Below are 23,596 nucleotides of genomic sequence, written 5' to 3' on the forward strand. Positions count from 1 at the left end.
TTGACGCCCAACCAATGCGGTATCTCTTGGGGCCATAGGCTATTCTAAACTTTATTTCTTAAATTAAGACCTCAAATATAACCACCAACTATTCCAGTAGAAATGAAAAAAAATCTCAGCAATATTTTTGCGGTCTGTATCCTAACCCTTACTTGCACCACTTCTTTAACATCCCAGGACCTCCCCAATATTCTATGGATTACCAGTGAGGACAACAGTGCCCTTTTAGGATGTTATGGAGACCAATTTGCCTCCACCCCACATTTGGACAACTTAGCAAAGGAAGGTTTTTTATATACCCATGCCTATGCCAATGCCCCGGTATGTGCCCCTGCACGTAATACCATTATTACTGGCATTTACGCCAATTCCGGAGGTCACTCCAATATGCGCAGCTATTACCCTAGGGGCCGGGAAGTTGAATTCCTCGTGGAGGCAATGAGAGGCCTAGGCTATTATTGTACCAATAACAACAAAACAGATTATAATACCAATGTAGGCACTGAAGTTTGGGACGAATCCAGTTCCAAGGCCCATTATAAAAATGCACCCCAAGGAAAACCCTGGTTTGCCATATTTAACACTACCATAAGCCATGAGAGCAAAATACACCAACAATTACCGCTGAGTGAACTTGGCCCCGATCCTAAAAAAGTACCTATTGCACCCTATCATCCTCGTACCCCGGATATGGAAAGGGACTGGGCACAGTACTACCATCGCATTCAGCAGATGGACTCTTTTGTAGGGGAACGCCTAAAAGAATTGGAAGCCTCCGGCATGGCCCATAACACTATTGTAATGTACTATGCAGACCATGGCGGTGTATTGGCACGTAGCAAACGATATGTATACGAAACGGGAACAAGGGTCCCCCTTATTGTCCGCATACCTGAAAAGTATAAAGACCTTTGGCCAACTAAGCAACCTAACGCCAAAGTAGACCGCTTGGTGAGTTTTGTAGACCTGTACCCCACCCTGTTAAACATTATAGGCAGCCCTATACCACACCGCCTACAAGGGACACCTTTTTTGGGCAACAATACTGGACCAGACCCACAGTACGCCTATATGTTCCGTGACCGTATGGACGAATGGTATGATATGAGCAGGGCCGTTAGGAGCAACAAATACCGTTACATCCATAATTATATGCCTCATCGTATATATGCCCTGCCTATAGAATATTTGTTCAGGGCCAAATCCTTGCAGTCTTGGAAAGCAGCTTATGAAAATGGGGAATGCAATCCAATTCAGCGTGCCTATTGGAACCCCAAGCCTGTGGAAGAATTATATGATACGGAAAATGACCCTTGGGAAATAAACAACCTTGCAGAAGATCCAAAATATGCCGATATCTTGACAGAAATGCGCAACGCCAACCACAACTGGCTGGTCAACATTAAGGATACTGGTTTTATGCCCGAGGACGAGCGAAGTATCAGGGCCGGGGACAAGGCCATTTACGATTACTTTCAAAGTGGGGAAGTGAACATTGGCAGTATTATAGAAGCAGCAGAGATTGCCTCTTTTGGCAAAGTAGAAAACAAGCAAAAGATGGTAACCTTCCTAAATTCTTCAGAATCCGCTATTCGGTATTGGGGTGCAATGGGGCTATTGCTCCTTGGGGAAGAGGGAGCCTCCGAAATAGCAGCCTTGCAAAAAGCTGTAGGCGACCCATCGGTGAGTGTTGCCGTGGTAGCGGCCGAGGCCCTTTACCAATTAGGGGAAAAGGAAGAGGCCTACAAAGGCTTTTTAAGGGCTTTAAAAACGGATAGGGAGTTTGCCCAGACACAGGCCATGAACGCAATTTATTTGATAGATGACAACAGCCAAACCCTACAAAAGGAAGTCCTTGCAGTTCTGCGAAGAATGAAAAATCCAGACCGCAAAAGCTACAACTACAGGGCGGCCATGAACTTGTTGAACAAATGGGGTATTACACAGTCATAGAACCAAAATTAACTTTTTGCGAAATAATTAATGGAAAGAAGCATCAGGCAACTAGCTGTACAGCAAATATGTTTGTAATGGTATTCAAAAGAAATTCTTGTTTAAAATAATTGAAGATCATGCTGTAAATGATTTGAAACAGAAGAACTATTATTTTTGAATTCTAAGGAAATTGCGTTTAACAATATAGGTAATGAAAATAGAAGAAAAGCTAAATCAGTTGGGTGTTGTTTTACCCGAACTACCACCTAGGGGTGCTGGCAACTATGTATCTTGGACCATTTCCAACAATACTATTTATACTTCTGGCCAATTACCCTGGAAAAATGGCAAATTTGGGGATTTGGCCTATGCCGGTAGGGTAGGCAGCCAATTGGATATTGCCCAAGGCTATGAGTGCGCCAGAATATGTGCCATTAACGCTATAGCCCAATTAAAGGATGCCGTAAAAGACCTGGACAGGATTGGCAAAATTATTAGGTTGGATTGTCATATACAGGCCGCGGAAGGGTTTAAAGAACATTCAGATGTCCTGGATGGCGCTTCAGATGTTTTCAACCAGGTCTTTGGGGAAAAAGGCCTCCACACCAGATCGGCATTGGGCATTAATCAGTCTCCCATGGATGCCCCAGTTATAGTATATGTACTGGCGGAAATAATATAGACTTCTATTGATAGTAGCTTCAGTTTAAAATACAGCTCCTAAAGACCCTACCCAACATACCCCTTTTGGTTTTAAATTTATCTAGATTTTAAGCTTTTTAGGGTACAGGTAAATTTACCCAATAGCCTTCAATTACCCCAAAACAATGGAAATCTATTGCTAATTTCCTTCCATCCCTATTAGGAAGCCATAAAAATTTGTCTTCCAATCTTAACAACACCCCAAACTAAGTTGTCTATATTTTTAAATGGCATTTTATATTAAACCAAAAAAAATTCCCAATTATTTTTACCGACCTCCCCTCTATTGACCCTATAAATCGCAGTATCACAAAATCCACAAAAAAGAGTTCAAAATTATTTTTAGCAATATGAAAAATCATACTTCCGAAAAATGACATAAAACCATTTTCACCTCGTTTTATTATCATATTATTAGTGTTTTTTGCTAAATGATGAATTAAATTTACTGAAAGCAATATTTAGAAGGACAAAACAGAGATTAATGCAATGAAAAGCTTGTTAAAATCGGACTATTGAAGGTCTCTACAATCTAAAATTGAACAATATGAAGGATAGAGTAGATGAAATGGATTTCAAAATTTTAAGCTTATTGGCAGACAATGCACAAATGCCCTATACGGAGGTTGCCAAAAAGGCCGGGGTTTCACCTGGCACCGTTCACGCCAGAACAAAAAAAATGAAAGATCTGGGGCTGATAAAGGGAGCCACCCTTAGTTTGGACTATAGTAAGATTGGCTGGAAAATGACTATTTTTTTAGGAGTTTTCTTAAGGGAAAGCATTATGTACAAGCAGGTTATTGAGGCTCTGAAAAAAATTCCTGAAGTGGTGAAAATACATCACAGTACAGGCAAATACGATATTTTCGTGAAAATGCATGCTAGGGACAGCATGCACTACAGGGACGTGTACCAAGATACCATACTGTCTATTGTAGGAATAAAAGGTATAGAAACATTTATGTCGGTCGAAGAAAATATGAGCCGCCATATTCTATTTGATTAATTCAGCAATACAGGGAGGCCAACCGCACAAGATTAATCCTCCCAAGTCTTTGTTCAATTACAACCCATCCCTTCACTAATTCCCCCTACAAGGCACTACATATTTTTTAATTCGGCCACCAACTCTGTCAATGCGGCCTTTGCATCTCCAAAGAGCATAGAAGTCTTGGAGTTGTAGAACAGTTCATTCTCTATTCCTGCATACCCTGCATTCATACTCCGCTTGTTAACAATAATATGTTTGGCATTTTCCACATCTAAAATAGGCATACCAAAAATAGGGCTCGCCGGATTATTGTGTGCAGCTGGATTTACCACATCATTGGCACCAACCACCAAAACAATATCGGTATTGGCAAACTGTGGGTTTATATCGTCCATTTCCACCAGCATATTGTACTCTACATTGGACTCTGCCAATAATACATTCATATGCCCGGGCATACGTCCAGCTACAGGATGGATAGCATACTTTACACCAACCCCTTTTTTAGACAGTATTTCTTCCAACTCATGAATTACATGTTGTGCCTGGGCAACGGCCAAACCATATCCAGGAACTATGACCACATTGTTTGCATAATTCATCATAATGGCCGCATCACTGGGATTGGTATTCTTAATAGACCCCATAGTTTTGTTTTCACCCGCTGCAGCGGCAGTTGCACCAAAAGCCCCAAATATCACAGATCCCAAGGTCCTATTCATGGCCTTGCACATGGCCACGGTTAAAATAATCCCTGCAGAACCCACCAGGATACCTCCTACCAGCATCACCATATTGTTGTACAAAATCCCTGTAATGGCCGCGGCAATACCTGTCAGTGAATTTAATAGCGAAATAACCACTGGCATATCGGCGCCCCCAATAGGGAGCACAAAGAGAATTCCATAAACCAGGCCGGTAGCCAAAAGTCCGTACAACAACAACTGGCTATCCACCCCTGTAGCCACCATAAAGGCCGCAAAAATGACAATACCAATAACCACAATATTGTTTATACTATTGTAATAGGGTATCCTTACCACACTTTTTAAGGTACCGTTTAATTTTCCCCAAGCAATTAAACTACCGGAAAAGGTTATGGCGCCGATGATAATCCCCGAAACTATGGTTGTAGCCTGGGTGGCATCATTCACATTTTTACCGTATTCCACCAATCCTATCAATGCGGCACTGGCCCCTCCGAAACCGTTGAACAATGAAACCAGTTCGGGCATTTTGGTCATTTCTACCTTTATGGCAATGAGCCAGCCAATAATAGACCCCACTAGAATGGCAGCTGCAATTAGCATATAAATCAGTGGAGAAACCTCCAAATCATGGACCAAAACAGTGCCTATAATGGCCAAACCCATTCCTGCAGCCGCGATAAGATTTCCCTTCTTGGCCGTTTCTGGGTGCCCCAGCATTTTAAGGCCAACAACAAATGTAACCGTAGCGATCAGATATATAATATTCAATAAAATCCCCATTATTTTTTTCTTTTAAACATTTGTAACATTCTATCGGTAACGGCAAAGCCCCCCACAACATTCAAAACCCCCAACACAACAGCAATAAAGCCCAAGGACAAAGCCACATAATCTGTAGGGTCTGCATGCAACATCACCAATATGGCCCCTACGATCACCACACCACTCAAGGCATTGGCACCAGACATCAATGGGGTATGCAATACAGCTGGAATACTTTTTATAACCTCTACACCTACAAAAATGGCAAGGATAAGGATATAGGTAATTTGTAAGTTGTTATCTATAAATTCCAAAAATTCGTTCATTGCTTTTAAGTTTTAGTTTTTTCTGATTTCTCCGTCGTGGACAATCAAAGTTTCATCTGTAATTTCTTCCTCCAGATCCCACTCAAAAGTAGTTTCCTTGGTTAGGTGCATAATATAATTGTAGATATTTTTTGCGTAGAGGTCACTGGCGTTAGTAGATACACTTCTGGGATCTATACTGGTCCCTATTACCTTAACACCATTTTCAACAATGGTTTTATTGTTTTCGCTTATTTCACAGTTTCCACCTTGTGCCGCCGCCAAATCTATGATTACGGCACCGTTCTTCATCTGCATCAACTGTTCCCTAGTAATGAGTACGGGTGCCTTTCTACCAGGTATATTGGCCGTGGTTATAACCAGATCTGCTTGAAACAAAGATTTGTTCACCGCTTCTTTTTGCTTTTTTGCATACTCTGCCGAAGCCTCCTTGGCATACCCTCCTTCCGATTGTTCTCCTTCATTATCTACCGAAATAAATTTTGCTCCCAGGGATTCTGCCTGCTCCTTGGTCTCGGACCTTATATCTGTGGCCTCCACCACCGCTCCCAATCGCTTGGCAGTTGCAATAGCCTGTAAGCCGGCAACGCCAATACCATAGATAAGCACTCTTGAAGGCGCAATGGTCCCTGCCGAAGTCATCATCAAAGGAAAGATTTTGGTCATTTCAAAAGCTCCCAAAATCACGGCCTTATAACCGGCCAGGTTGTTCTGCGAACTCAATACATCCATATCTTGTGCCCTGGATATCCTAGGTATGGCATCCATGGAAAAAGCCGTAGCGCCCTTATTTGCAATGGTCTGGATTAATTGGGGGTTGGACTTATGGTACAACTTACTGATCAGGATCTGTCTTTTGTCTACCAATTTTAAATCTTCCTCGTCAAAAGGGTTGATCTTTAGGAGAACTTGCCCCTCGTGAAAAACAACTCCTCGCTTCTCTACAACTGCATCCACCTCTCTATAATCCGAATCCTTAAATGAAGAGTGCTCTCCCGCTCCCTCCTCTACCAGAATTTCAAATCCTGCGGCTATTAGCTGCTTTGCAATGTTGGGGGTTATGGCAACCCGTCTTTCACCATCAAAGGTTTCTTTTAATATGCCTATTTTCATTATGGTCTGTGGTTTGGTTAAATGTGGTTTTGTATTCGCCTAGATGTACACAAAAGCCTCAAAACTAGCGAATAAGTAAATTATTTAGATCTTTTTGTGAGAAAGTTGACAATTTTTCTGTCAATTGTTGAATAATTTACAATTCATTCCTCGTGTCATGGTTCTTGATATTTTCCTGGCCCTTTCTTTTATGTCATTAATTTTGTATGCATTACATATTTCAATATTAAGATTGTTTTTGGATATGGGCATCCTGCAGTGTCTGCCCTTTTCCATTAAGGCCTTAAGGACCCATGCAGCTCCACCGGAGTGGTAGTCGTCAAGGTTGTTTTAAACTAATATGCCACCGCCGTTGCCTTAAGCCTGTTCTGCCATCCGTTGTATAATTATAGTAACTGGGCCATTAGGAATAAACACCTTTACAAATAGGCTTTTCTAGCGCATATGTACAACTCACCCATATGATATTCATCATTTTAAGCCATATGCTTTCATGCTATCTTTGAGTTAATGGGCCTTATAATTGTTTATGGATATGAATAATGCATCAACAAAATTTAAAGGATTAAAGCAATTTTTTATTGAAGTTGGTGACCTCTCCTATTTTGCCGGCCGATTCTTTAAAGAAGCCCTAAAGCCTCCCTTCGAATTTAAGGAACTCTTGCGCCAGTGTTATCAAATGGGCAATCGTTCCCTGGTTTTGGTTGGGGTAACAGGGTTTATTATTGGCCTGGTCCTTACCTTGCAGTCCAGACCTACCTTGATACAGTTCGGTGCCGTTTCCTGGATGCCCAATATGGTTGGTATTTCTATAGTACGGGAAATAGGACCTGTTATCACCGCCTTGATCTGTGCCGGTAGGATTGCCTCCGGTATTGGAGCGGAATTGGGCTCTATGCGGGTAACGGAGCAAATAGATGCCATGGAGGTTTCAGGAACAAATCCATTTAAGTATTTGGTGGTGACACGGATTATGGCCACTACGCTTATGCTTCCCATTTTGGTGATTTTTGGGGACTTGGTCGCACTATATGGATCTGCATTGGTAGAGAACTTTAAAGGCAATGTTTCCTTTCTCTTATATTTTAATACCGTGTTTGATGCCTTGGCCTTTGGCGACCTGATTCCGGCAACGGTAAAATCCTTCTTTTTTGGTTTTGCCATTGGATTGGTAGGATGTTATAAGGGGTATTATTGCAAAAAAGGAACAGCAGGGGTAGGTATTGCCGCAAATACCGCAGTGGTTACCGCCTCCTTGCTATTATTTTTTGTTGATTTTATAGCCGTATTTGTTACAGACATTTTTTATGACCTTTAACATGATAAACCACGACCACACAGTACAAAGAAAGGTAAACGCAATTATGGGAACCCCAGTAATTGAAATAAAGGACCTATACAAAAGCTTCGGCGATAATCATGTGCTCAATGGTTTTAATCTGACCTTGATGGAGGGAGAGAATTTAGTGGTCATGGGGAAGTCCGGATCTGGAAAATCGGTAATGATCAAATGTCTCGTAGGCCTTGTAAAACCGGATAGCGGTACGGTGAAGGTACTGGGTAAGGAAATTAATGAATTAGACCAAAAGCCTTTGGACGAATTGCGATCGGATATCGGTTTTCTTTTCCAGGGAAGTGCCCTTTACGACTCCATGACGGTCCGGGAAAATTTGGAATTCCCCATGCGCAGACACAAGGAACGCCTAGGAGCGGTAAGCGATACCGAACCATTGGTAAGGGAAGCTTTGGAAAGCGTAGGGCTGGCAAAGGCCATAGATCTAATGCCGGTTGAACTCTCTGGCGGCATGAAAAGAAGGGTAGCCCTGGCCAGAACACTGATACTAAAACCCAAAGTTATCCTTTACGACGAGCCCACTAGTGGACTGGACCCTATAACTTCCAAGGAAATTATAGAACTAATGCGCTCTATTCAAAAAAAATACGGCACTTCTTCCTTGATCATTACCCACGATGTGGATTGCGCCCGTGTAATATCGGAACGGATGATCTTATTGGTAGATGGCATTAATTATGCCGAAGGTAGCTTTGAGGAACTGTCGCGGGCCACCGATCCGAAAATAGAGGCTTTTTTTAAAAAATAAGGTTATGGCAAAGACAAAATTGGAAAACTTGAAACTTGGAATATTTGTCATCTTCGGCAGTGCTCTGTTGGTTGTGGCCGCTTATTTAATAGGCAACAGGCAAAATATGTTTGGCAAGACCATCCCCATAAGTGCTATTTTTAAAAATGCCAACGGACTCCAAAATGGTAATAATGTTCGTTTTTCGGGTATCAATGTAGGAACGGTGAATAAAATTGAAATGCTAAACGATACCAGTATTAAAGTGCATATGATCATAGCCGAGAAAATGCAAGATCATATTAAACAGGATGCCATTGCCACCATAGGCTCGGATGGTCTGGTAGGCAGTATGCTCATCAATATTGTTCCTGGCTCTGGAATGTCGCCCCACATTGGCCCGGGAGATGAATTACAGACCTATAGCAGGGTGGCCACACAGGATATGCTCAATACCCTTAACCAAACCAATGAAAATGCTGCATTGCTCACCCAAAACCTACTTATGGTTACCCGCTCACTAACCCAAGGGAACGGGACGCTTGGCCGATTATTAAATGATTCCCTTATGGCAAATGAACTATCCAATACCATTACCAATTTGAAACATAGCAGTAGAGAGGCCAATGAAATGATTGGCCAATTAAACCAAATGGTAGGACATATAGACCTAGAACAAAGCACTGCAGGGGTTTTATTGACCGATTCCATTTCGGGCAAAAAAATACAGAACATAATTGCCCATTTAGAAAGATCGAGCATAGCCCTGGAAAAAATGTCGGCCAATCTCAACGCCACTTTCAGCGAAATTGAACAGGGAAAGGGAGCTTTAAACTACTTGGCAACCGATACCGTTTTGGTAGATCAACTGCAGGCCAGCATGAAAAATGTTTCGGAGGGTGTCAAAAATTTTAATGAGGTTACGGAGGCATTGAAATACAATTTTTTAACAAGGCGTTATTTTAAAAAACTTAACAAGAAAAAAGAAAAAGAAAACAAGCTATCGCAAGAACCGCAATAATAAATGGCAATGACAGCTGTACTAAAAGGCAATCCGCAACCCAGCAATCCAAACTTTCAAATTATGAAAACCCCCTGTTTATATAAGAAATGTGGGTATTGTTGCCATGACCCTGATGCCTGATTTTAAGAAAACAATAACGCTCACTTTTTTTCATTCTGCCCCTATAATTCTAATTTCACTCAACAAAAACGAAATATCATGAACGATTTAAAGAATAAAGTAGCTTATATTACTGGTGGTTCCAAAGGAATAGGATTTGGGGTAGCCGTGCAATTATTGGAGGCAGGCATGAAGGTTGCTATCAGCGGAAGATCATTGGAATCTGCAGAAAAGGCCGCGAAGCAACTGGGGCCGGAAGATAGGGTATTGGCCATTGCCTCTGACGTATCCAAGATGGCAGATGAACAGAAAGCAGTACAGAAAATATTGGAAAAATGGGGATCCTTGGACGTGGTCATTGCCAATGCTGGTGTAGGACATTTTGCAGCTGTAGACGAAATTTCCGATATTCAATGGCATGAAATGATAAACACCAACCTCAATGGAGTATTCCACACGCTTAAGGCTTCAGTAGAAGCTTTAAAAGAGTCCAAAGGCTATTACATTACATTGGCGAGCTTGGCAGGTACCAACTTCTTTGCCAAGGGAGCGGGTTATAACGCTACCAAATTTGGGGTTGTTGGTTTCACCCAAGCCGCTATGTTGGATCTAAGGCCCTATGACATTAAGGTTTCTACCATAATGCCAGGTTCCGTGGCCACCCATTTCAACAATAATGAGCCTTCTGCAAAGGACGCATGGAAAATACAGCCTGAAGACATCGGGGAGTTGGTGTTAGACCTTTTAAATATGCATCCAAGAACCCTACCTAGTAAAATAGAGGTACGGCCAACACGACCTGATAAAAAATAATCCCTAAACCTCTTTTTCTACAAATGGTATTTGGGGATTAGCAATTTCCAATATCAGGGTTTTTAGGCAATGCATAAAATGGGCAATAGTTTCTTGGGTAATCAAAATATCCTTGTTTCTACTGCCCTTTTTTTCCTTTACGGCAAAATTGAGGAGTCCGCCACTTAAATTTTTAAACGAAATAATCCCTGCTTCTATAGTATCTATGGGGCGACTGTCGTTGTACATCGCCGCATAACACAGCAACTGAAAGGCTTTACTATAATCATAATCGCCAATACAATCTTCCCAGTCCACTATTTCCACATTAGGACTGGTAACCTTGCCTGTCTTGTAATCAATAATTCTAAGTCTTCCGTCTTTTTCATCAATCCGATCCAGTTTTCCCTTTAACACCACCGGAAAATCCAGTTCTGGAATGTTTATGTTGATACGCAGCTTCTCTTCAATACCTAAAATCTTGATCTTATGCTTTTCAACTTCCCTCAACTCCAATTTTAAAAAATTTTCCACATAGCGCACAACAACATTAAAGGCGATCAGATTTTTGCCCCGACTAATATCGCCATCCGCAAAACTCTTGGCGAAATGTCCAGTTACTGTCGATTTCACTGCGGCTATCATTTGCTTGATGATGGTGGCATCCAAATACCTGCCCAGAAAAGGCTTGTAGAGGTCCTCCAAGGAATCGTGAACAATTGTCCCAAAGGTATTATGGGCAACAGTTTCCTCAACTGCCACTACATCATCTATTCCCAAAAGGTTCCGCTTGTAGAAGTCCAATGGATTTCTAATATAGTTGCTAAGGGAGGTTGGTGAAAAACCATTACCGGCATGCTCCTTTACCAATTCCATAAGGCCAGAATCCTTATCTATGCTCTGTAGGGATTTTACAGAAGGGACAATTTCCGGGGCTGCAACTATTTCGGTGATACTCCCCAATATATTCCCATCTGTTAGGAGCTGAGTAAGCAGTCTGCTTTTCTCTCCCCCTTCCAAGGCATCGGGTTCTGTATTATAAACCAAATAAACGTTTCTTGCCCGTTGTAAAAGTCGATAAAAATGATACGTATACACAGCATCCTTCTCCTTGTAAGTGGGAAGCTTGTAGTATTTTTTTAGGTCGAACGGAATAAATGAATTATTGGCCTTTCCCGAAGGCAATATACCTTCGTTAACAGAGGTGAGAATAACCGTTTCAAAATCCAACACCCTGCTTTCCAACATTCCCATTATCTGCAAGCCCTCCAATGGCTCGCCTTGAAAATCAAGGGTTTCGTTACGTATCAACTCGGCATATAAACTTTCCAGGGATTTTAGATCGTTCACAAAGGAATACTCATTTACCATCTCCCTAAGCTGATTAAAATGGGTATGGAATTTATACAAATACTCCAGCCCCAATGCATCTTTTAGCTCCAAAAACCTATCCCGTAATAATTGGATAATGCGTTCACAGCAATCAATAAACGTATTACTGTTTACCGCCTCTCTAAAAAACAACAATTCCAATAAATCCTGGTTTCCCTGTTCTATAGACTGTAAGTTCTTGGTGGTAATAAAGGCCCAATTATTCTTTTTAATTGCCTCGCTCAACATAAAAGCCGTATTGCGGCCATTCTCCGTGCAAAGGATTTGTATATATGGATGCGATAAAAAGTCTAACAATTGTTGATAATACCAGCCCTGTTGATCTTTTTTTATATGAACGGAGAAATATTGGGAGAACAAACTTGCAAGTGGCGTATTTTTTAAGGGATAGCCCATGGTAATATTTACGCTATCTATTTCGGTTGGTATTGCGTTCAGCAAGGGGTTCAGCAAGGTCTCATCCCCGAGGACCACGGCAGTTTTTTTTAGATCGGAATTGCTGTGGGCTTGCAGTTCCATCAACAGCTTCCCCACGTATTTGGTTTGGGAAACATTCTTGGGCACTCCTACAATCCTAATATTCTTTGAAGACAGATAGTTACTCTCCACCCCCTTCAATGTCTTGCCCTTAAGCCAGTCCCATGTATTTTTGTGTTGCCTAATAAAATATCCTGCATCATGAATGGGATCGTCCAAAAAGTAAGGATCTATATCCCAAAAAATGTCGGCATTTCCTCCTTTAAGAATTTCCTGAATGATATAGGATTCGGCCGTATTTAGGGCATTAAAGCCTATAAATATATGTGTTTTGTCTGCCGTTTGTGTAATGTACTCCTTTAACTGTTCACAGGCCGTCCGATAGATCAAGCCCTGATGTCCAAGCCTTTTGGCTTTCAATAAATCATTAAAAGTGTTGTACAACAATTCCAGACCGTTCCAGAATTGGATGTAATTTTCAACCATCTCGGACTTTTCCTTCTGCAGGGACCAATGACTCATTTCCTGTATGTCGGCCAAATAGGAAAAGATATCCTTGGAATCTATTAAATACCTGTCTATTTCATTAAAATCCTGTAATAAGGTCTGGCCCCATTTGGAGAAGGTAGCAAAACTATCCTTTTCCATGGGCCCAACGGTCATATAGGCTTGGTACAGGGTAAACAGCTGTTCCATATTGGAAGCCCCTTGAAGGTTGCTGATCTCTTCTACAAAACCCTCTATACTGGATATTTTGGGTGAAAACATGGTTTTATTCCCTGTTTTGGCCAAAGTGGTCCTCAGTATTGTGCCTGCCCTTTTACTGGGAAGAACAAGAATTAAGTCATCAAAGGAGTCGTAGGTACCCAATAAATCATGAACTACCTTTTGTAGAAAACTCTGCACAAGTCTAGGGTTTAAGAATTAAGTGGCAATAAAAATTGGGATAACAACCCATTCCAGGATCACCATACCAAAAATAAAAAAAGCCCCGCAATTGCGAGGCTTTTAATTATGTTTTAAAATTATCCGGGAATTACTTCACCAAGTTAATTTCAACTCTTCTGTTTTGAGCTCTACCAGATCTAGTGCTGTTAGAGGCTATAGGCTTATCTTCACCGTAACCTATAGCAGATAATCTAAACTCTTCAATACCTTTTTCAACTAAGAAAGTCTTAACAGAAAGTGCTCTGGACTCTGAAAGTTTTTGGTTCAAAGAAGAACTACCAACGCTATCTGTATGACCTTCTACCGTAAATTTAGAATTAGGGTACTCTTTAAGGATAGTGATAATATCAACCATTACAGAAGTAGACTCTGCTTTGATAGAAGACTTACCAGTATCGAACAAGATAGTTCTAGCGTATTCGTTCAATTGCTTTTGAACTTCTTCGGTAACTTCAGGACAACCTTGGTTAGCAACAGTTCCGGCAACATCTGGACAAGTATCATCTTTGTCCAAAACACCGTCTCCGTCAGTATCAGGCCATGGGCATCCTTTGTTTGCAGAAGGACCTGCTTCGTTAGGACAAGCATCATCTTTATCGGCAACACCGTCACCGTCAGCATCTGGACAACCAGCTAAGGCAGCAAGACCAGCATCGTTAGGACAAGCATCGTCCTTATCGGCAACACCGTCACCATCAGCATCTGGACATCCGTTCATTTCCTTGGAACCGGCTTCATTAGGACAAGCATCTTTACTATCCTCTATACCATCGCCATCAGCATCTGGACATCCGTTGAACATTTCCAAACCAGCAACCTCTGGACAAGCATCGTCTTTATCGTATACTCCGTCACCATCTGTATCAGTACCACCAAATTTGATAGCAAGACCGGCCATATGTTGGAAATGCTTAGCCAAGTAATCTTCAAAAGCATGCTTATAAGAAGACTGCAAGGTTAAACCAATATTTTCTGTAAACCAGAAGTTAAGTCCAATACCTCCATTAACGGTTCCGGCACCAACTTCATCAATCCAAGTATAACCACCACCTATTTCAATGAATGGATCAACAACTGTATTCTGTAGGAAATTATATTTGATTGTACCATCAACAGCATAGTGCGACAAGTCGTCCACGCTTACATCTCCCAATTTGTCAATTCGGTTCAAAGAACCTCTTGCTCCAATAGAGAAACCACTACCTACATATTTGGATACCCCAACATAGGAAATAGAAGGAAGAATGTTCCAATGGTCCGTTGCATTAAAGAACTCATTTCCAAAGCTGCTAACATCTTCGGTAGGGAAAACGTCTATTGCGTTTGCTCCGAAACTTACTTGCCATGGGTTATTCTCGTCCTGCGCTTGTACGTTGTTAAAACCTACAAATAGTAAGGCAACAACCAATAATTTGCTAAGATGTTTCATGTTCAATTTTTTTAAGTTTAAGTGTTTATTAGCTACAAATGTAGGTTGTTAAAAACTATTAACAAAATTGTTCTGTTAATTTTTTTAACGCATTTCGTGCGAAAAAAAGCGCATTTAAACGACTTTTAGTTTCTTTCCAACCTCAATAAATGCTGCGATTGCAAGATCCAAATGTTCCTTTTTATGTGCTGCTGATAATTGAACGCGTATCCTGGCCTTACCCTTTGGAACCACTGGATAAAAGAAACCTATTACGTATATCCCCCTTTGCAACATCAATTGGGCCATTTCTTGTGCCAGTTTGGCATCATGGAGCATTATGGGGACAATTGCAGTGTCCCCGTCAATAATTTCAAAACCGGCCTTTTTGATTCCTTGCTTAAAGTACTGGGTATTGTACGCCAGTCTATCACGTAGTTCGGTATTGTTTGCCAACATATCAAAAACCTTAATGGAAGCACCTACTATAGCGGGTGCCAGGGAATTGGAGAATAGGTAGGGTCTTGAGCGCTGTCTTAGTATTTCTATTATTTCCTTTTTACCGGTGGTATAGCCACCCATTGCCCCACCAAGGGCCTTGCCCAGGGTACCTGTAATAATATCTATTCTGCCCATGACCTGCTTTTCTTCCAGGGTACCCCTACCGCTAGGCCCAATAAAACCAGCCGCATGACATTCATCGATCATAACCATAGCATCGTATTTATCGGCCAGATCGCATATTTTATCAAGCGGGGCTACCAAGCCATCCATAGAGAACACCCCATCGGTTACAACTATTTTAAATCTGGCTCCATCCCTATCTGCCTGCTTTAGTTGCTCTTCCAAATTGTCCATATCGCTATTGGCATACCTGTAACGCTTGGCCTTGCACAAACGAACTCCGTCAATTATGGAAGCATGGTTCAAGGAGTCGGAAATAATGGCATCTTCCGGTCCCAATAAGGGTTCAAAAACACCGCCATTGGCATCAAAGGCAGCCGCATATAGGATAGTATCTTCTGTACCATAGAAATCAGCTATCTTTTTCTCCAGCTCCTTATGTATATCCTGAGTGCCACATATAAACCTTACCGAAGACATTCCAAAACCATGGCTGTCCAAGGTATCCTTTGCCGCCTGTACTACCTCTGGATGGGACGAAAATCCCAAATAGTTGTTGGCACAGAAATTAATAACCTCCTTGCCGCCCGCTATTTTAATTACCGCATCCTGTGGACTCACAATAATGCGTTCCTCTTTATACAGACCAGCCTCCTTTATAGCTGCCAATTCCTCCCCTAAATACTCCTTGATCTTTCCGTACATAATTTAAAGTTAGATTGATTTTTGATCCTTAATAAACTCCTTGGGCCACCCCCGTCCTATTACGCCTTCTGTAGGGATTGTATCAGAGACCTTATTATAAATAAAAGCTTCACAAAAAATCTCCGGAAGGCTTTCTGGGGATCCCGCATAACACTTCATTAACCAATGGCCCGTTCTATATTTAACCTTTTTATTGAATTTTGTCTACCTAAACGAAGTCCAACATAATTTCTTCATTAATATAGACAATAATCCTGTCTTGGATTACCAGACCCATTTCTTCCAAGGCATCCGAATAGGAATACAATTGTTCATGATAGGATGGGCTTTGCTTTCCGGTCTTATAATCCAGAATGGCTGCCCTGTTTTCCCTGATCACAATCCTATCGGGGCGTAGCACCTTCCCCTCTTTGGTAAGGATATCCTGTTCATTTTTTACCTCGTTCCCTTTGGCAAAATAATGGGCAAGTTTAGGATGCTCTGTAATGGACCTGAGCTTGGCTATCATCCCTTCACCCTCTTCCGGCCTTATATCGCCATTGGCAATAAGAAGATCTATGGTTTTCCCAACATCCTCCCCGGTCTCTATAAGTCCCATGGCGTAATGCAATAGGTTGCCCGTACTAATTGCTGTCTCCCTTTGGGTGTCCCACAGAGATCCTGTTTTGGTCAAAATCCTAAATTCGGGTCGCTCTTTGTGCGTATATAGGTGGGGAATCTTTTGTTGCTCCTCTTTTTTCAGCCCTTCCTCTTTCTGGCTGTCCAGCTTACCAAATTCATAACAGTCCCTGCTCTCTTCCCATAACCCTTTTTCCTTTAAGTAGTGTATAAAGAGTCCGGAGTAAAGATTGGTCTTGTGCCCCCCTTTGCTGGTCAAATCCTTTTTACTCACCACGTACAGGGCCTTGACCGCTCTTGTAAGCGCCACATAGAGGATATTAAATGCATCCAGTTCCAATTTATGCTGCTCCTCATTGAAAATGGCCTCTGCCTGCGGTCCATAGGATAACACTTCCTGTTTTTTATTGATCAGGACCTCCTCAAAGCCGTTAAACTGTTCCGGAGGTACGGACAGCCATAGCTTGGGGTCTATTTCTTCATAAATATTGGTGTTGGCAAAGGGAAAAATTACAATTGGAAATTCCAGTCCCTTGGATTTGTGCACTGTCATAATATGAACGGCATCCACATTTTCGGGAGCACTTATACTTAATCCGTCCTTTTTTTTCTCCCAATATGCCAAAAACACCTGGGCATTGGAACCCTCTCTTTGCTCCACTTCCAGGGCAACATCCAAAAAATAAGTAATATAGGCATCAGAGTTATCGGCCAGACCAAACTTTTTTACAGCATACTCCAAGGCGTCATAAACCGAGGATTGTTGCATAATATGCGGATTAAATCCGTATGTTTCCCTTAACAAACCGCTAACATCCCCAAGGTTCTCCTGTATAAATTGATGTTTGTTCTTCCCAGCTTCGCACAAGAAATTGAGCATATCAAAACACCGCTCCAAATCATTGGGCTGCAGACTAAAATGCAATAAGTTGATAAGGAACCTCACCTTGGGATTGCTATTTAACAACAGTGTTTCCGAAGAAATAATAGGGATTTTCCTTTGCATCAGAAAATCGGCTAAAAGTACACCGTGCTTTTTCTTCCGGGTAAGGATACAAATATCCTTTAGGGCATGGTTTGTTTGCAAGACCTGCTCCAAGATAGTGACCACCCTATTGCAGTAGGCCTCGTCCTCTTCCTCTTTATCAATAAAGGAAAGTTGCACCAACCCTCCTTTTTTATGGTTGTACTGCTGTTTGTTGCCTTCCATGAACAAGCGGTTATATAGTTCGCTTTCCAGGAATGGGCTGGTAACTGTAAAAAAATCGTTGTTAAATTTTATAACCTCTTCATGGCTGCGGTAATTGGCAGGAAGGTTGGCCGTTGCAGCAGGAAATACAAAGGGGTTCTCCTTTAGATCGATAAGATTTAGGAACTGCTCTGCTTTACCGCCCCGCCATCTATAAATGGCCTGTTTGGCATCGCCCACCAATAATAAAGAGCCTATTTTTCCCATGTCGTCCTGACTCTCCAGGGCATTCCCTATTAAAGGGATTAAGTTGTTCCACTGCATTTGGGAGGTATCCTGAAACTCGTCCACAAAATAGTGGCGGTATTTCTCTCCAATACGTTCATAGATAAATGGAGCTGGCTGCCCCTTTATCTCTTTGGAAATAATACTATTAAATGATGATATGGGCAACAGGTCCTGCTCTAGCTCCAGGTTCTTTATTTCTTGTTGAATGGCATTGATGACGGTAAGGGGTACAATATTGCCATATACGTTCCTAAAGAGGGAAAGGGCCAAATGGTTATCCTTTATTTCATTGAACAAATCAATAAAACGGGGATGAAGCCCATCCAAAATACTTTTGATGTCTTGTGGACAGGACTTCGCGTAAAGGGGATCGGAATCAAATTTTTGTTTCCAGCCGGCTGCAAAGTCAATGTTTAGATCGCCCGAAGCTATTTTCACCATAAACTTTGGAAAATAGCCCGATTTAAAATTATTGAACTCCAAACCATTGTCCTGTACTATAGTAAGTATATCCTTGGCCCGGTCAATAATTTTCACTTCCAGCTCGGAAATTTGACGTATGAGATCTTTTTTTAAAGCCAAAAAATCATCAATACGCTTAGTTTCCAATTTATTTAGGTGTTCGGCATGATTTTCATTAAAGATCAGCTTCCCTATTTTTTGAAGGTCAAAGCCAATATCCCAGCTCTTATCGTCATCAATTTTTTCCAGGGCGAAGTCTATAAGCACTTTTGTTAATTGGGCATTACTGCCCGCCCTATTGATGAGTCGAGCTATGGCTTCGTCCAACAATAGATTGGTATCCATTACCACATCAAAATTTTGTGGAAGTTTAAGGTCCTTGGCAAAAGTTCTTATTAATCTGTGGGTAAACTTATCAATAGTAGAAACATCAAAAAATGCGTAGTTGTGTAAAATCTCCTTTAAGACCTGCTTGGATCTTTTACTTAAGGTAGCCACATCTACTCCCAATTCTTGGGATATATCCAAAAGCATGGGGGGCACATCCTCATCACCCAATGTTTCCCCAAAAGTAAAAAGGCTGCCTAGGATTCGTTGCTTCATTTCACCTACGGCCTTATTCGTAAATGTAATGGCCAGGATGCTACGATAATTCCTATTAAAATCAGAAGACAGTATAATTTTCAAATACTCCTTGGCCAAGGTATAGGTCTTGCCGGAGCCAGCGGAGGCATTATATATTTTATAAGGAGCGTCCTGCACGTTGTTTTAGTCGCAAATTAAGCAATATTGAACAGTTCTTAACAAATTATTAGTTGTATTTATATCATAAAACCGTAATTTTGAAAAACAACATTTTTTAACATAAAAACGAAACATTATGGCTTTTGAATTACCAAAATTACCTTATGCGTATGACGCTTTGGAACCACATATTGATGCCAGAACAATGGAAATACACCATACCAAGCATCACAACGGGTACACTAACAATTTAAACAATGCTATAGCCGGAACGGATTTGGAAAACAAATCAATATCCGATATACTTACCAATTTGGATATGTCCAACGGGGCCGTAAGAAATAATGGAGGTGGATTCTTTAACCATTCCCTATTCTGGGAAATCATGTCGCCCAACGGCGGTGGAACTCCTACTGGCGATTTGGCCGATGCCATCTCTGCTGCATTTGGATCATTTGAATCCTTTAAGGACGCCTTTTCCAAGGCTGCTGCAACAAGATTTGGTTCTGGATGGGCTTGGTTATGTGTGCACAAAGGAGGCAAATTGGAGATTTGCTCTACACCCAACCAGGATAACCCAACCATGCCCGAAACTGGCTGTGGTGGATATCCAATTTTAGGTTTGGACGTGTGGGAACACGCCTATTACCTAAACTATCAGAATAGGAGACCAGACTATATCAATGCATTTTTCAATGTAGTAAACTGGGATAAAGTAACCGAATTGTACGAGGCCAATAAATAATACCCCATACAATTGGGCATGTACGTTAAACAAGCCACACATTTTGGCTGCAAGACATATGCATTGAGCATAGACCTTCTGTCCTAAATATAATAAAAGGGTTTTTTAGCGTATAAACATACCCGCCCGCATATAAAAAGTCCGCCTTTTAGAAATTAAAAGGCGGACTTTTTTTTAGATCAATTCCAAAAGTAATGGGCTAATTGGAAAAATAAAATTAACTACCTAAAGTTCGTGTTCTGTTCATTTTTTGCATCGCCCAAAAAAAGCGACCAGGGCCGAATAAGCAAGGTACGGTGTACCCTGATTAGGAGGAGCCAGCTGTAGCCGAGGCTAGGCTGATTTTAAATTTCTATAAATCTACGCACTTTCCACGGCCACACTGTCCAGGCCGCTTTCACTTGGGTGAAATGCTCTTTGGACACCTGCCTGCCGGCGAGGCAGGGCTTCCTTTGTCCAATGTGGAAACCACTTGATTTTGAACGAAATTGAAAATAGGCCGGTTTTAGTTCCTACAACCCAATAGCACTGAATCTTGACTTCGAAATTACTTGTCAGATAAATCTACTTCCGTAATAGAGAGGGCGTGGCTGCAAAGAAATATTGAAGACTTGGAAATAATTCTGGCCATGGCATTGCCACATAAAAACCCCAGATCTTAAGGATCTCATAGCTAAGAAGAATCTTTTCTCCTGCCTAAAGACGACAGACAAGTTTGATTGGTTCGTGACTGGTTATTTTCTTAAATATAAATTCATGAACTAAATCGAAGATTCACGGATACCTATAATAACAATGCAGACCACCGGAGCCAAATGAATGGATAATTTTGTGGTTATAAAATTGAAAAGGGTAGAGAAGTCTCTACCCTTTTCGTCCCAAATCTTACCATAAACTTAACCTACTTATGCTATGGCGCTACTAAAATACTGGTATTGTGAGAAATAACAAAAAGATTTATGAAATATTATCTGTCAATTTCTACACTATGATTGTTAACAAATCCATGTAACACACTTAAAATATTGATATTCAGCAATAAAAAAGGCGAAGCCACGCTTCGCCTTTTTTCCCCAAATCTTACCATGAACTTAACCTACTTATGCTATGGTCCTTCAAAAGTAAAGTAAAGCCGAGCTCACAAAAAAGGTTTTAGACCAACTTCCCATTAATAGGTTGAAATACTTTACAGCTGTCATTACCCCTAATTCTTGTTCAATTTCCAATCCCTATTGATCCTCTCCAAAAATATTTGCGGTATGGAATTGTAAAACTGGGACTACCTCCTTCTGAAACCAAGGGTTTTTGGCCTGCCAAAACCTATTTCTTGGGGAGGGGTGGGGCAATGGTAGGAATTGCGGCAAATAATCTTGAAAAGAACGCACGGTCTCGGTCAGGTTTTTCTTGGCCCTATTGCCCAAATAATACTTTTGGGAATAGGCACCTATCAATAGGGTCAACTTTGCCTTGGGCATGTTATTAATAAGTGTATTATGCCACATAGGGGCACATTCCGACCTAGGAGGCAGGTCACCACCCTTCCCCTTTCCTGGGTAACAGAACCCCATAGGTATTAGGGCAACCTTGGTTTCATCGTAAAATTGTGAATTGGATATATTAAGCCATTGCCGGAGTTGTTTTCCGCTGGGGTCGTCCCATGGAATCCCGGATTGATGCACTTTGCTTCCCGGAGCCTGCCCTATAATAATTAATCTAGCACTGGGATGGGCCGAAACAATGGGTCTTGGTCCCAAAGGAAGATGGGCTTGGCAGTGTTGACAATCTCTTATTTCCGATAATAGTTCCTGCATTATTTTTTTCCCCCTACCACAATCACGATCTCCCCCTTGGGCGGCGACTTGGTAAAGTGCTGGAGCACATCGCCAACAGCCCCCCTAATGGTTTCCTCGTACATTTTGGACAATTCCCGAGAAACCGAAACCGGCCTATCGGCTCCAAAATACGTTACAAAATGGGAAAGGGTTTTCACCAACTTATGAGGGGATTCATAAAAAATCATGGTCCTATTTTCCTCGGACAAAAGTGTCAGCCTGGTTTGCCTACCCTTTTTTACGGGCAAAAAACCTTCAAAAACAAATTTATCATTAGGAAGGCCACTATTTACCAAAGCCGGTACAAATGCTGTGGCGCCCGGAAGGCATTCTACAGCAATATCATTTTCAACACAGGCCCTGGTCAATAAAAAACCTGGATCGGATATGGCCGGTGTTCCGGCATCCGAAATCAAGGCTATGTCCCCACCAGTCTGCAACCGCCTAACAATTCCATCTACGGTTTTATGCTCATTGTGCATATGATGGCTTTGCATAGGGGTGCTAATATTATAATGGTGCAATAATTTACCGCTGGTACGGGTATCCTCGGCCAGAATAAGGTCTACTTCCTTTAAGACCCTGATGGCCCGTAAGGTAATGTCCTCCAAATTACCAATAGGTGTTGGTACTATATATAATTTCCCCATGCATATAATTAAGGCCCTGTTTTACATTTAAAACAGCTGATTTCTGCCAAAAGTAATGAAAATCCCGGCACAGGTCATATAAAAGCCAGTAGTCTTTGGTTAGGCAAATTTCCTTGCAATCACGCTCATAAACCTTGCTTCATACTCTTCCTTGCCTTCCCAATTATTGTAATCTGGTTTTACCATGTTCTCAATAAAAGAAATAGAGCGTTCTTCACTGTCTATGGTACTCAACTGGGACAATACCCGGTTATAATCTTCCATATTATTATTGAACAGATGTTTTACAAAGGCCAAACGGTCATTTAAATCCACCTTGATTACCTTTTTGTGATTTGCATCAACAGCCTTGGCACTGGCAACCGGTTTGGCCACCTTCTCCTCTTTGGGCATAAATAAGTCCTTGTCATTCTTAATTAAATCCGGCTTGTTGGTGAACTGGGACAAAACTTCCTCAATAGTGGTAGAACTTGGCATTTCGGACACCATATCCTTGATGGTATCTATACCCGGAGTAATAATATCCTCCTCGTGCGGGTTACTTTCCGGAACCGACGAATTTGCACTCAAAACCGAATTGGCCATGGTTTCAAATTTGGAGGCAATGGCATTTTTAGACACATCAATCTCCACTTCATTGAGTTTTTCCTCAATATATTTTAAAACCGCCAACTTCTCATATAACTCCCTGGCCGAGTCATACAAGGCAGGGATATCGTTCATATTTCTGGAAGTAATAATATCTGTAGACAACTTTCTCAACTCTTCTTTTAGTCTCTTTTTCATACGCTTAATCTTTTTAACTGAATAAAAATAAATTAAAAATGTAGAACTCAAGTTGCGGCAGGGCCATCATCTTGTAATTCCAATCCTGTTATTATATTTCCTATAGAATGTATTGCTGAACGCCACATTTTTGCCAAAATCATCCACGGCCTGTGGCAACACCTTCTTTTTATCCTTCCAAAGCGCTTATTTT

18 protein-coding genes are annotated in these 23,596 nt (G+C 41.4%); 8 read left to right on the forward strand and 10 right to left on the reverse strand.

Annotated features, from left to right (window positions below):
- The first annotated feature begins 102 nt into the window (after positions 1 to 102).
- The 3 genes from EHW67_RS05850 to EHW67_RS05860 all read left to right on the forward strand — a co-directional run bounded on the left by EHW67_RS05850 (position 103) and on the right by EHW67_RS05860 (position 3,643).
- Positions 103 to 1,953 (forward strand): sulfatase family protein, encoded by a 1,851-nt coding sequence (locus tag EHW67_RS05850; RefSeq protein ID WP_126161420.1) that lies wholly within the window; start codon positions 103 to 105, stop codon positions 1,951 to 1,953.
- 193 nt (positions 1,954 to 2,146) lie between these two features.
- The gene (locus EHW67_RS05855) at positions 2,147 to 2,617 is read left to right on the forward strand and encodes a RidA family protein (RefSeq protein ID WP_126161421.1); all 471 of its coding nucleotides are present in this window, start codon (positions 2,147 to 2,149) and stop codon (positions 2,615 to 2,617) included.
- Between the two features lie 567 nt (positions 2,618 to 3,184).
- Positions 3,185 to 3,643, forward strand: coding sequence for an Lrp/AsnC family transcriptional regulator (locus EHW67_RS05860; RefSeq protein WP_126161422.1), 459 nt, complete (start codon positions 3,185 to 3,187; stop codon positions 3,641 to 3,643).
- Between the two features lie 95 nt (positions 3,644 to 3,738).
- On the opposite strand, the gene EHW67_RS05865 is transcribed toward EHW67_RS05860, so the two are convergent.
- Genes EHW67_RS05865 through EHW67_RS05875 form a run of 3 tightly spaced genes read right to left on the reverse strand, consistent with a single transcriptional unit; the run spans position 3,739 to position 6,539 of the window.
- Complete coding sequence (locus EHW67_RS05865) at positions 3,739 to 5,118, reverse strand: NAD(P)(+) transhydrogenase (Re/Si-specific) subunit beta (RefSeq protein ID WP_126161423.1); 1,380 nt, start codon at positions 5,116 to 5,118, stop codon at positions 3,739 to 3,741.
- Positions 5,118 to 5,426 carry an NAD(P) transhydrogenase subunit alpha gene (locus EHW67_RS05870; protein ID WP_126161424.1) on the reverse strand — a complete coding sequence of 103 codons (309 nt, stop codon included), beginning with the start codon at positions 5,424 to 5,426 and terminating at the stop codon, positions 5,118 to 5,120. Before EHW67_RS05870 ends, EHW67_RS05865 begins: the two co-directional genes overlap by 1 nt.
- A 12-nt stretch (positions 5,427 to 5,438) precedes the next feature.
- A complete protein-coding gene (locus EHW67_RS05875) occupies positions 5,439 to 6,539 on the reverse strand; it encodes a Re/Si-specific NAD(P)(+) transhydrogenase subunit alpha (RefSeq protein ID WP_126161425.1) in 1,101 nt (366 codons plus the stop codon).
- A gap of 535 nt (positions 6,540 to 7,074) precedes the next feature.
- Here EHW67_RS05875 and EHW67_RS05880 point away from each other — a divergent pair.
- The 4 genes from EHW67_RS05880 (at position 7,075) to EHW67_RS05895 (ending at position 10,556) form a co-directional block, all read left to right on the forward strand.
- A complete protein-coding gene (locus tag EHW67_RS05880; RefSeq protein ID WP_126161426.1) occupies positions 7,075 to 7,857 on the forward strand; it encodes an MlaE family ABC transporter permease in 783 nt (260 codons plus the stop codon).
- Between the two features lie 46 nt (positions 7,858 to 7,903).
- The gene (locus tag EHW67_RS05885; RefSeq protein WP_126161706.1) at positions 7,904 to 8,641 is read left to right on the forward strand and encodes an ABC transporter ATP-binding protein; all 738 of its coding nucleotides are present in this window, start codon (positions 7,904 to 7,906) and stop codon (positions 8,639 to 8,641) included.
- Positions 8,642 to 8,645: 4 nt separating this feature from the next.
- Positions 8,646 to 9,641 (forward strand): MlaD family protein, encoded by a 996-nt coding sequence (locus EHW67_RS05890; RefSeq protein WP_126161427.1) that lies wholly within the window; start codon positions 8,646 to 8,648, stop codon positions 9,639 to 9,641.
- Between the two features lie 201 nt (positions 9,642 to 9,842).
- Positions 9,843 to 10,556, forward strand: a complete 714-nt coding sequence (locus EHW67_RS05895) for an SDR family oxidoreductase (RefSeq protein WP_126161428.1) — start codon at positions 9,843 to 9,845, stop codon at positions 10,554 to 10,556.
- Positions 10,557 to 10,559: 3 nt separating this feature from the next.
- On the opposite strand, the gene EHW67_RS05900 is transcribed toward EHW67_RS05895, so the two are convergent.
- The 4 genes from EHW67_RS05900 to EHW67_RS05915 all read right to left on the reverse strand — a co-directional run bounded on the left by EHW67_RS05900 (position 10,560) and on the right by EHW67_RS05915 (position 19,408).
- On the reverse strand, positions 10,560 to 13,310 hold the full coding sequence (locus EHW67_RS05900; RefSeq protein ID WP_126161429.1) for a PD-(D/E)XK nuclease family protein: 2,751 nt from the start codon (positions 13,308 to 13,310) through the stop codon (positions 10,560 to 10,562).
- A gap of 130 nt (positions 13,311 to 13,440) precedes the next feature.
- Complete coding sequence (locus tag EHW67_RS05905) at positions 13,441 to 14,781, reverse strand: OmpA family protein (protein WP_126161430.1); 1,341 nt, start codon at positions 14,779 to 14,781, stop codon at positions 13,441 to 13,443.
- 114 nt (positions 14,782 to 14,895) lie between these two features.
- On the reverse strand, positions 14,896 to 16,089 hold the full coding sequence (kbl, locus tag EHW67_RS05910) for a glycine C-acetyltransferase (RefSeq protein WP_126161431.1): 1,194 nt from the start codon (positions 16,087 to 16,089) through the stop codon (positions 14,896 to 14,898).
- 208 nt (positions 16,090 to 16,297) lie between these two features.
- On the reverse strand, positions 16,298 to 19,408 hold the full coding sequence (locus EHW67_RS05915) for a UvrD-helicase domain-containing protein (protein WP_126161432.1): 3,111 nt from the start codon (positions 19,406 to 19,408) through the stop codon (positions 16,298 to 16,300).
- A gap of 118 nt (positions 19,409 to 19,526) precedes the next feature.
- Here EHW67_RS05915 and EHW67_RS05920 point away from each other — a divergent pair, with 118 nt between their 5' ends.
- Positions 19,527 to 20,135, forward strand: a complete 609-nt coding sequence (locus EHW67_RS05920; RefSeq protein WP_126161433.1) for a superoxide dismutase — start codon at positions 19,527 to 19,529, stop codon at positions 20,133 to 20,135.
- A 1,229-nt stretch (positions 20,136 to 21,364) separates the two neighbouring features.
- Here EHW67_RS05920 and EHW67_RS05925 read toward each other — a convergent pair.
- The 3 genes from EHW67_RS05925 to EHW67_RS05935 all read right to left on the reverse strand — a co-directional run bounded on the left by EHW67_RS05925 (position 21,365) and on the right by EHW67_RS05935 (position 23,403).
- A complete protein-coding gene (locus EHW67_RS05925) occupies positions 21,365 to 21,946 on the reverse strand; it encodes a uracil-DNA glycosylase family protein (RefSeq protein ID WP_126161434.1) in 582 nt (193 codons plus the stop codon).
- Positions 21,946 to 22,617 carry a 16S rRNA (cytidine(1402)-2'-O)-methyltransferase gene (gene rsmI / locus EHW67_RS05930; RefSeq protein WP_126161435.1) on the reverse strand — a complete coding sequence of 224 codons (672 nt, stop codon included), beginning with the start codon at positions 22,615 to 22,617 and terminating at the stop codon, positions 21,946 to 21,948. Before rsmI ends, EHW67_RS05925 begins: the two co-directional genes overlap by 1 nt.
- A gap of 99 nt (positions 22,618 to 22,716) precedes the next feature.
- Positions 22,717 to 23,403, reverse strand: coding sequence for a hypothetical protein (locus EHW67_RS05935; protein ID WP_126161436.1), 687 nt, complete (start codon positions 23,401 to 23,403; stop codon positions 22,717 to 22,719).
- Positions 23,404 to 23,596 lie beyond the last annotated feature (193 nt).

Source organism: Arenibacter aquaticus, from assembly GCF_003957295.1.
Taxonomy (GTDB): domain Bacteria; phylum Bacteroidota; class Bacteroidia; order Flavobacteriales; family Flavobacteriaceae; genus Arenibacter; species Arenibacter aquaticus.

What these genes read in the sequence shown, in the direction of transcription:
- rsmI (WP_126161435.1), bottom strand. Translation starts at nt 22,617, where the DNA reads ATGGGGAAATTATATATAGTACCAACACCTATTGGTAATTTGGAGGAC.
- EHW67_RS05895 (WP_126161428.1), top strand. Translation starts at nt 9,843, where the DNA reads ATGAACGATTTAAAGAATAAAGTAGCTTATATTACTGGTGGTTCCAAA.
- EHW67_RS05925 (WP_126161434.1), bottom strand. Translation starts at nt 21,946, where the DNA reads ATGCAGGAACTATTATCGGAAATAAGAGATTGTCAACACTGCCAAGCC.
- EHW67_RS05870 (WP_126161424.1), bottom strand. Translation starts at nt 5,426, where the DNA reads ATGAACGAATTTTTGGAATTTATAGATAACAACTTACAAATTACCTAT.
- EHW67_RS05865 (WP_126161423.1), bottom strand. Translation starts at nt 5,118, where the DNA reads ATGGGGATTTTATTGAATATTATATATCTGATCGCTACGGTTACATTT.
- EHW67_RS05885 (WP_126161706.1), top strand. Translation starts at nt 7,904, where the DNA reads ATGGGAACCCCAGTAATTGAAATAAAGGACCTATACAAAAGCTTCGGC.
- EHW67_RS05855 (WP_126161421.1), top strand. Translation starts at nt 2,147, where the DNA reads ATGAAAATAGAAGAAAAGCTAAATCAGTTGGGTGTTGTTTTACCCGAA.
- EHW67_RS05875 (WP_126161425.1), bottom strand. Translation starts at nt 6,539, where the DNA reads ATGAAAATAGGCATATTAAAAGAAACCTTTGATGGTGAAAGACGGGTT.
- EHW67_RS05935 (WP_126161436.1), bottom strand. Translation starts at nt 23,403, where the DNA reads ATGAAAAAGAGACTAAAAGAAGAGTTGAGAAAGTTGTCTACAGATATT.
- EHW67_RS05850 (WP_126161420.1), top strand. Translation starts at nt 103, where the DNA reads ATGAAAAAAAATCTCAGCAATATTTTTGCGGTCTGTATCCTAACCCTT.
- kbl (WP_126161431.1), bottom strand. Translation starts at nt 16,089, where the DNA reads ATGTACGGAAAGATCAAGGAGTATTTAGGGGAGGAATTGGCAGCTATA.
- EHW67_RS05890 (WP_126161427.1), top strand. Translation starts at nt 8,646, where the DNA reads ATGGCAAAGACAAAATTGGAAAACTTGAAACTTGGAATATTTGTCATC.
- EHW67_RS05920 (WP_126161433.1), top strand. Translation starts at nt 19,527, where the DNA reads ATGGCTTTTGAATTACCAAAATTACCTTATGCGTATGACGCTTTGGAA.
- EHW67_RS05880 (WP_126161426.1), top strand. Translation starts at nt 7,075, where the DNA reads ATGAATAATGCATCAACAAAATTTAAAGGATTAAAGCAATTTTTTATT.
- EHW67_RS05905 (WP_126161430.1), bottom strand. Translation starts at nt 14,781, where the DNA reads ATGAAACATCTTAGCAAATTATTGGTTGTTGCCTTACTATTTGTAGGT.
- EHW67_RS05860 (WP_126161422.1), top strand. Translation starts at nt 3,185, where the DNA reads ATGAAGGATAGAGTAGATGAAATGGATTTCAAAATTTTAAGCTTATTG.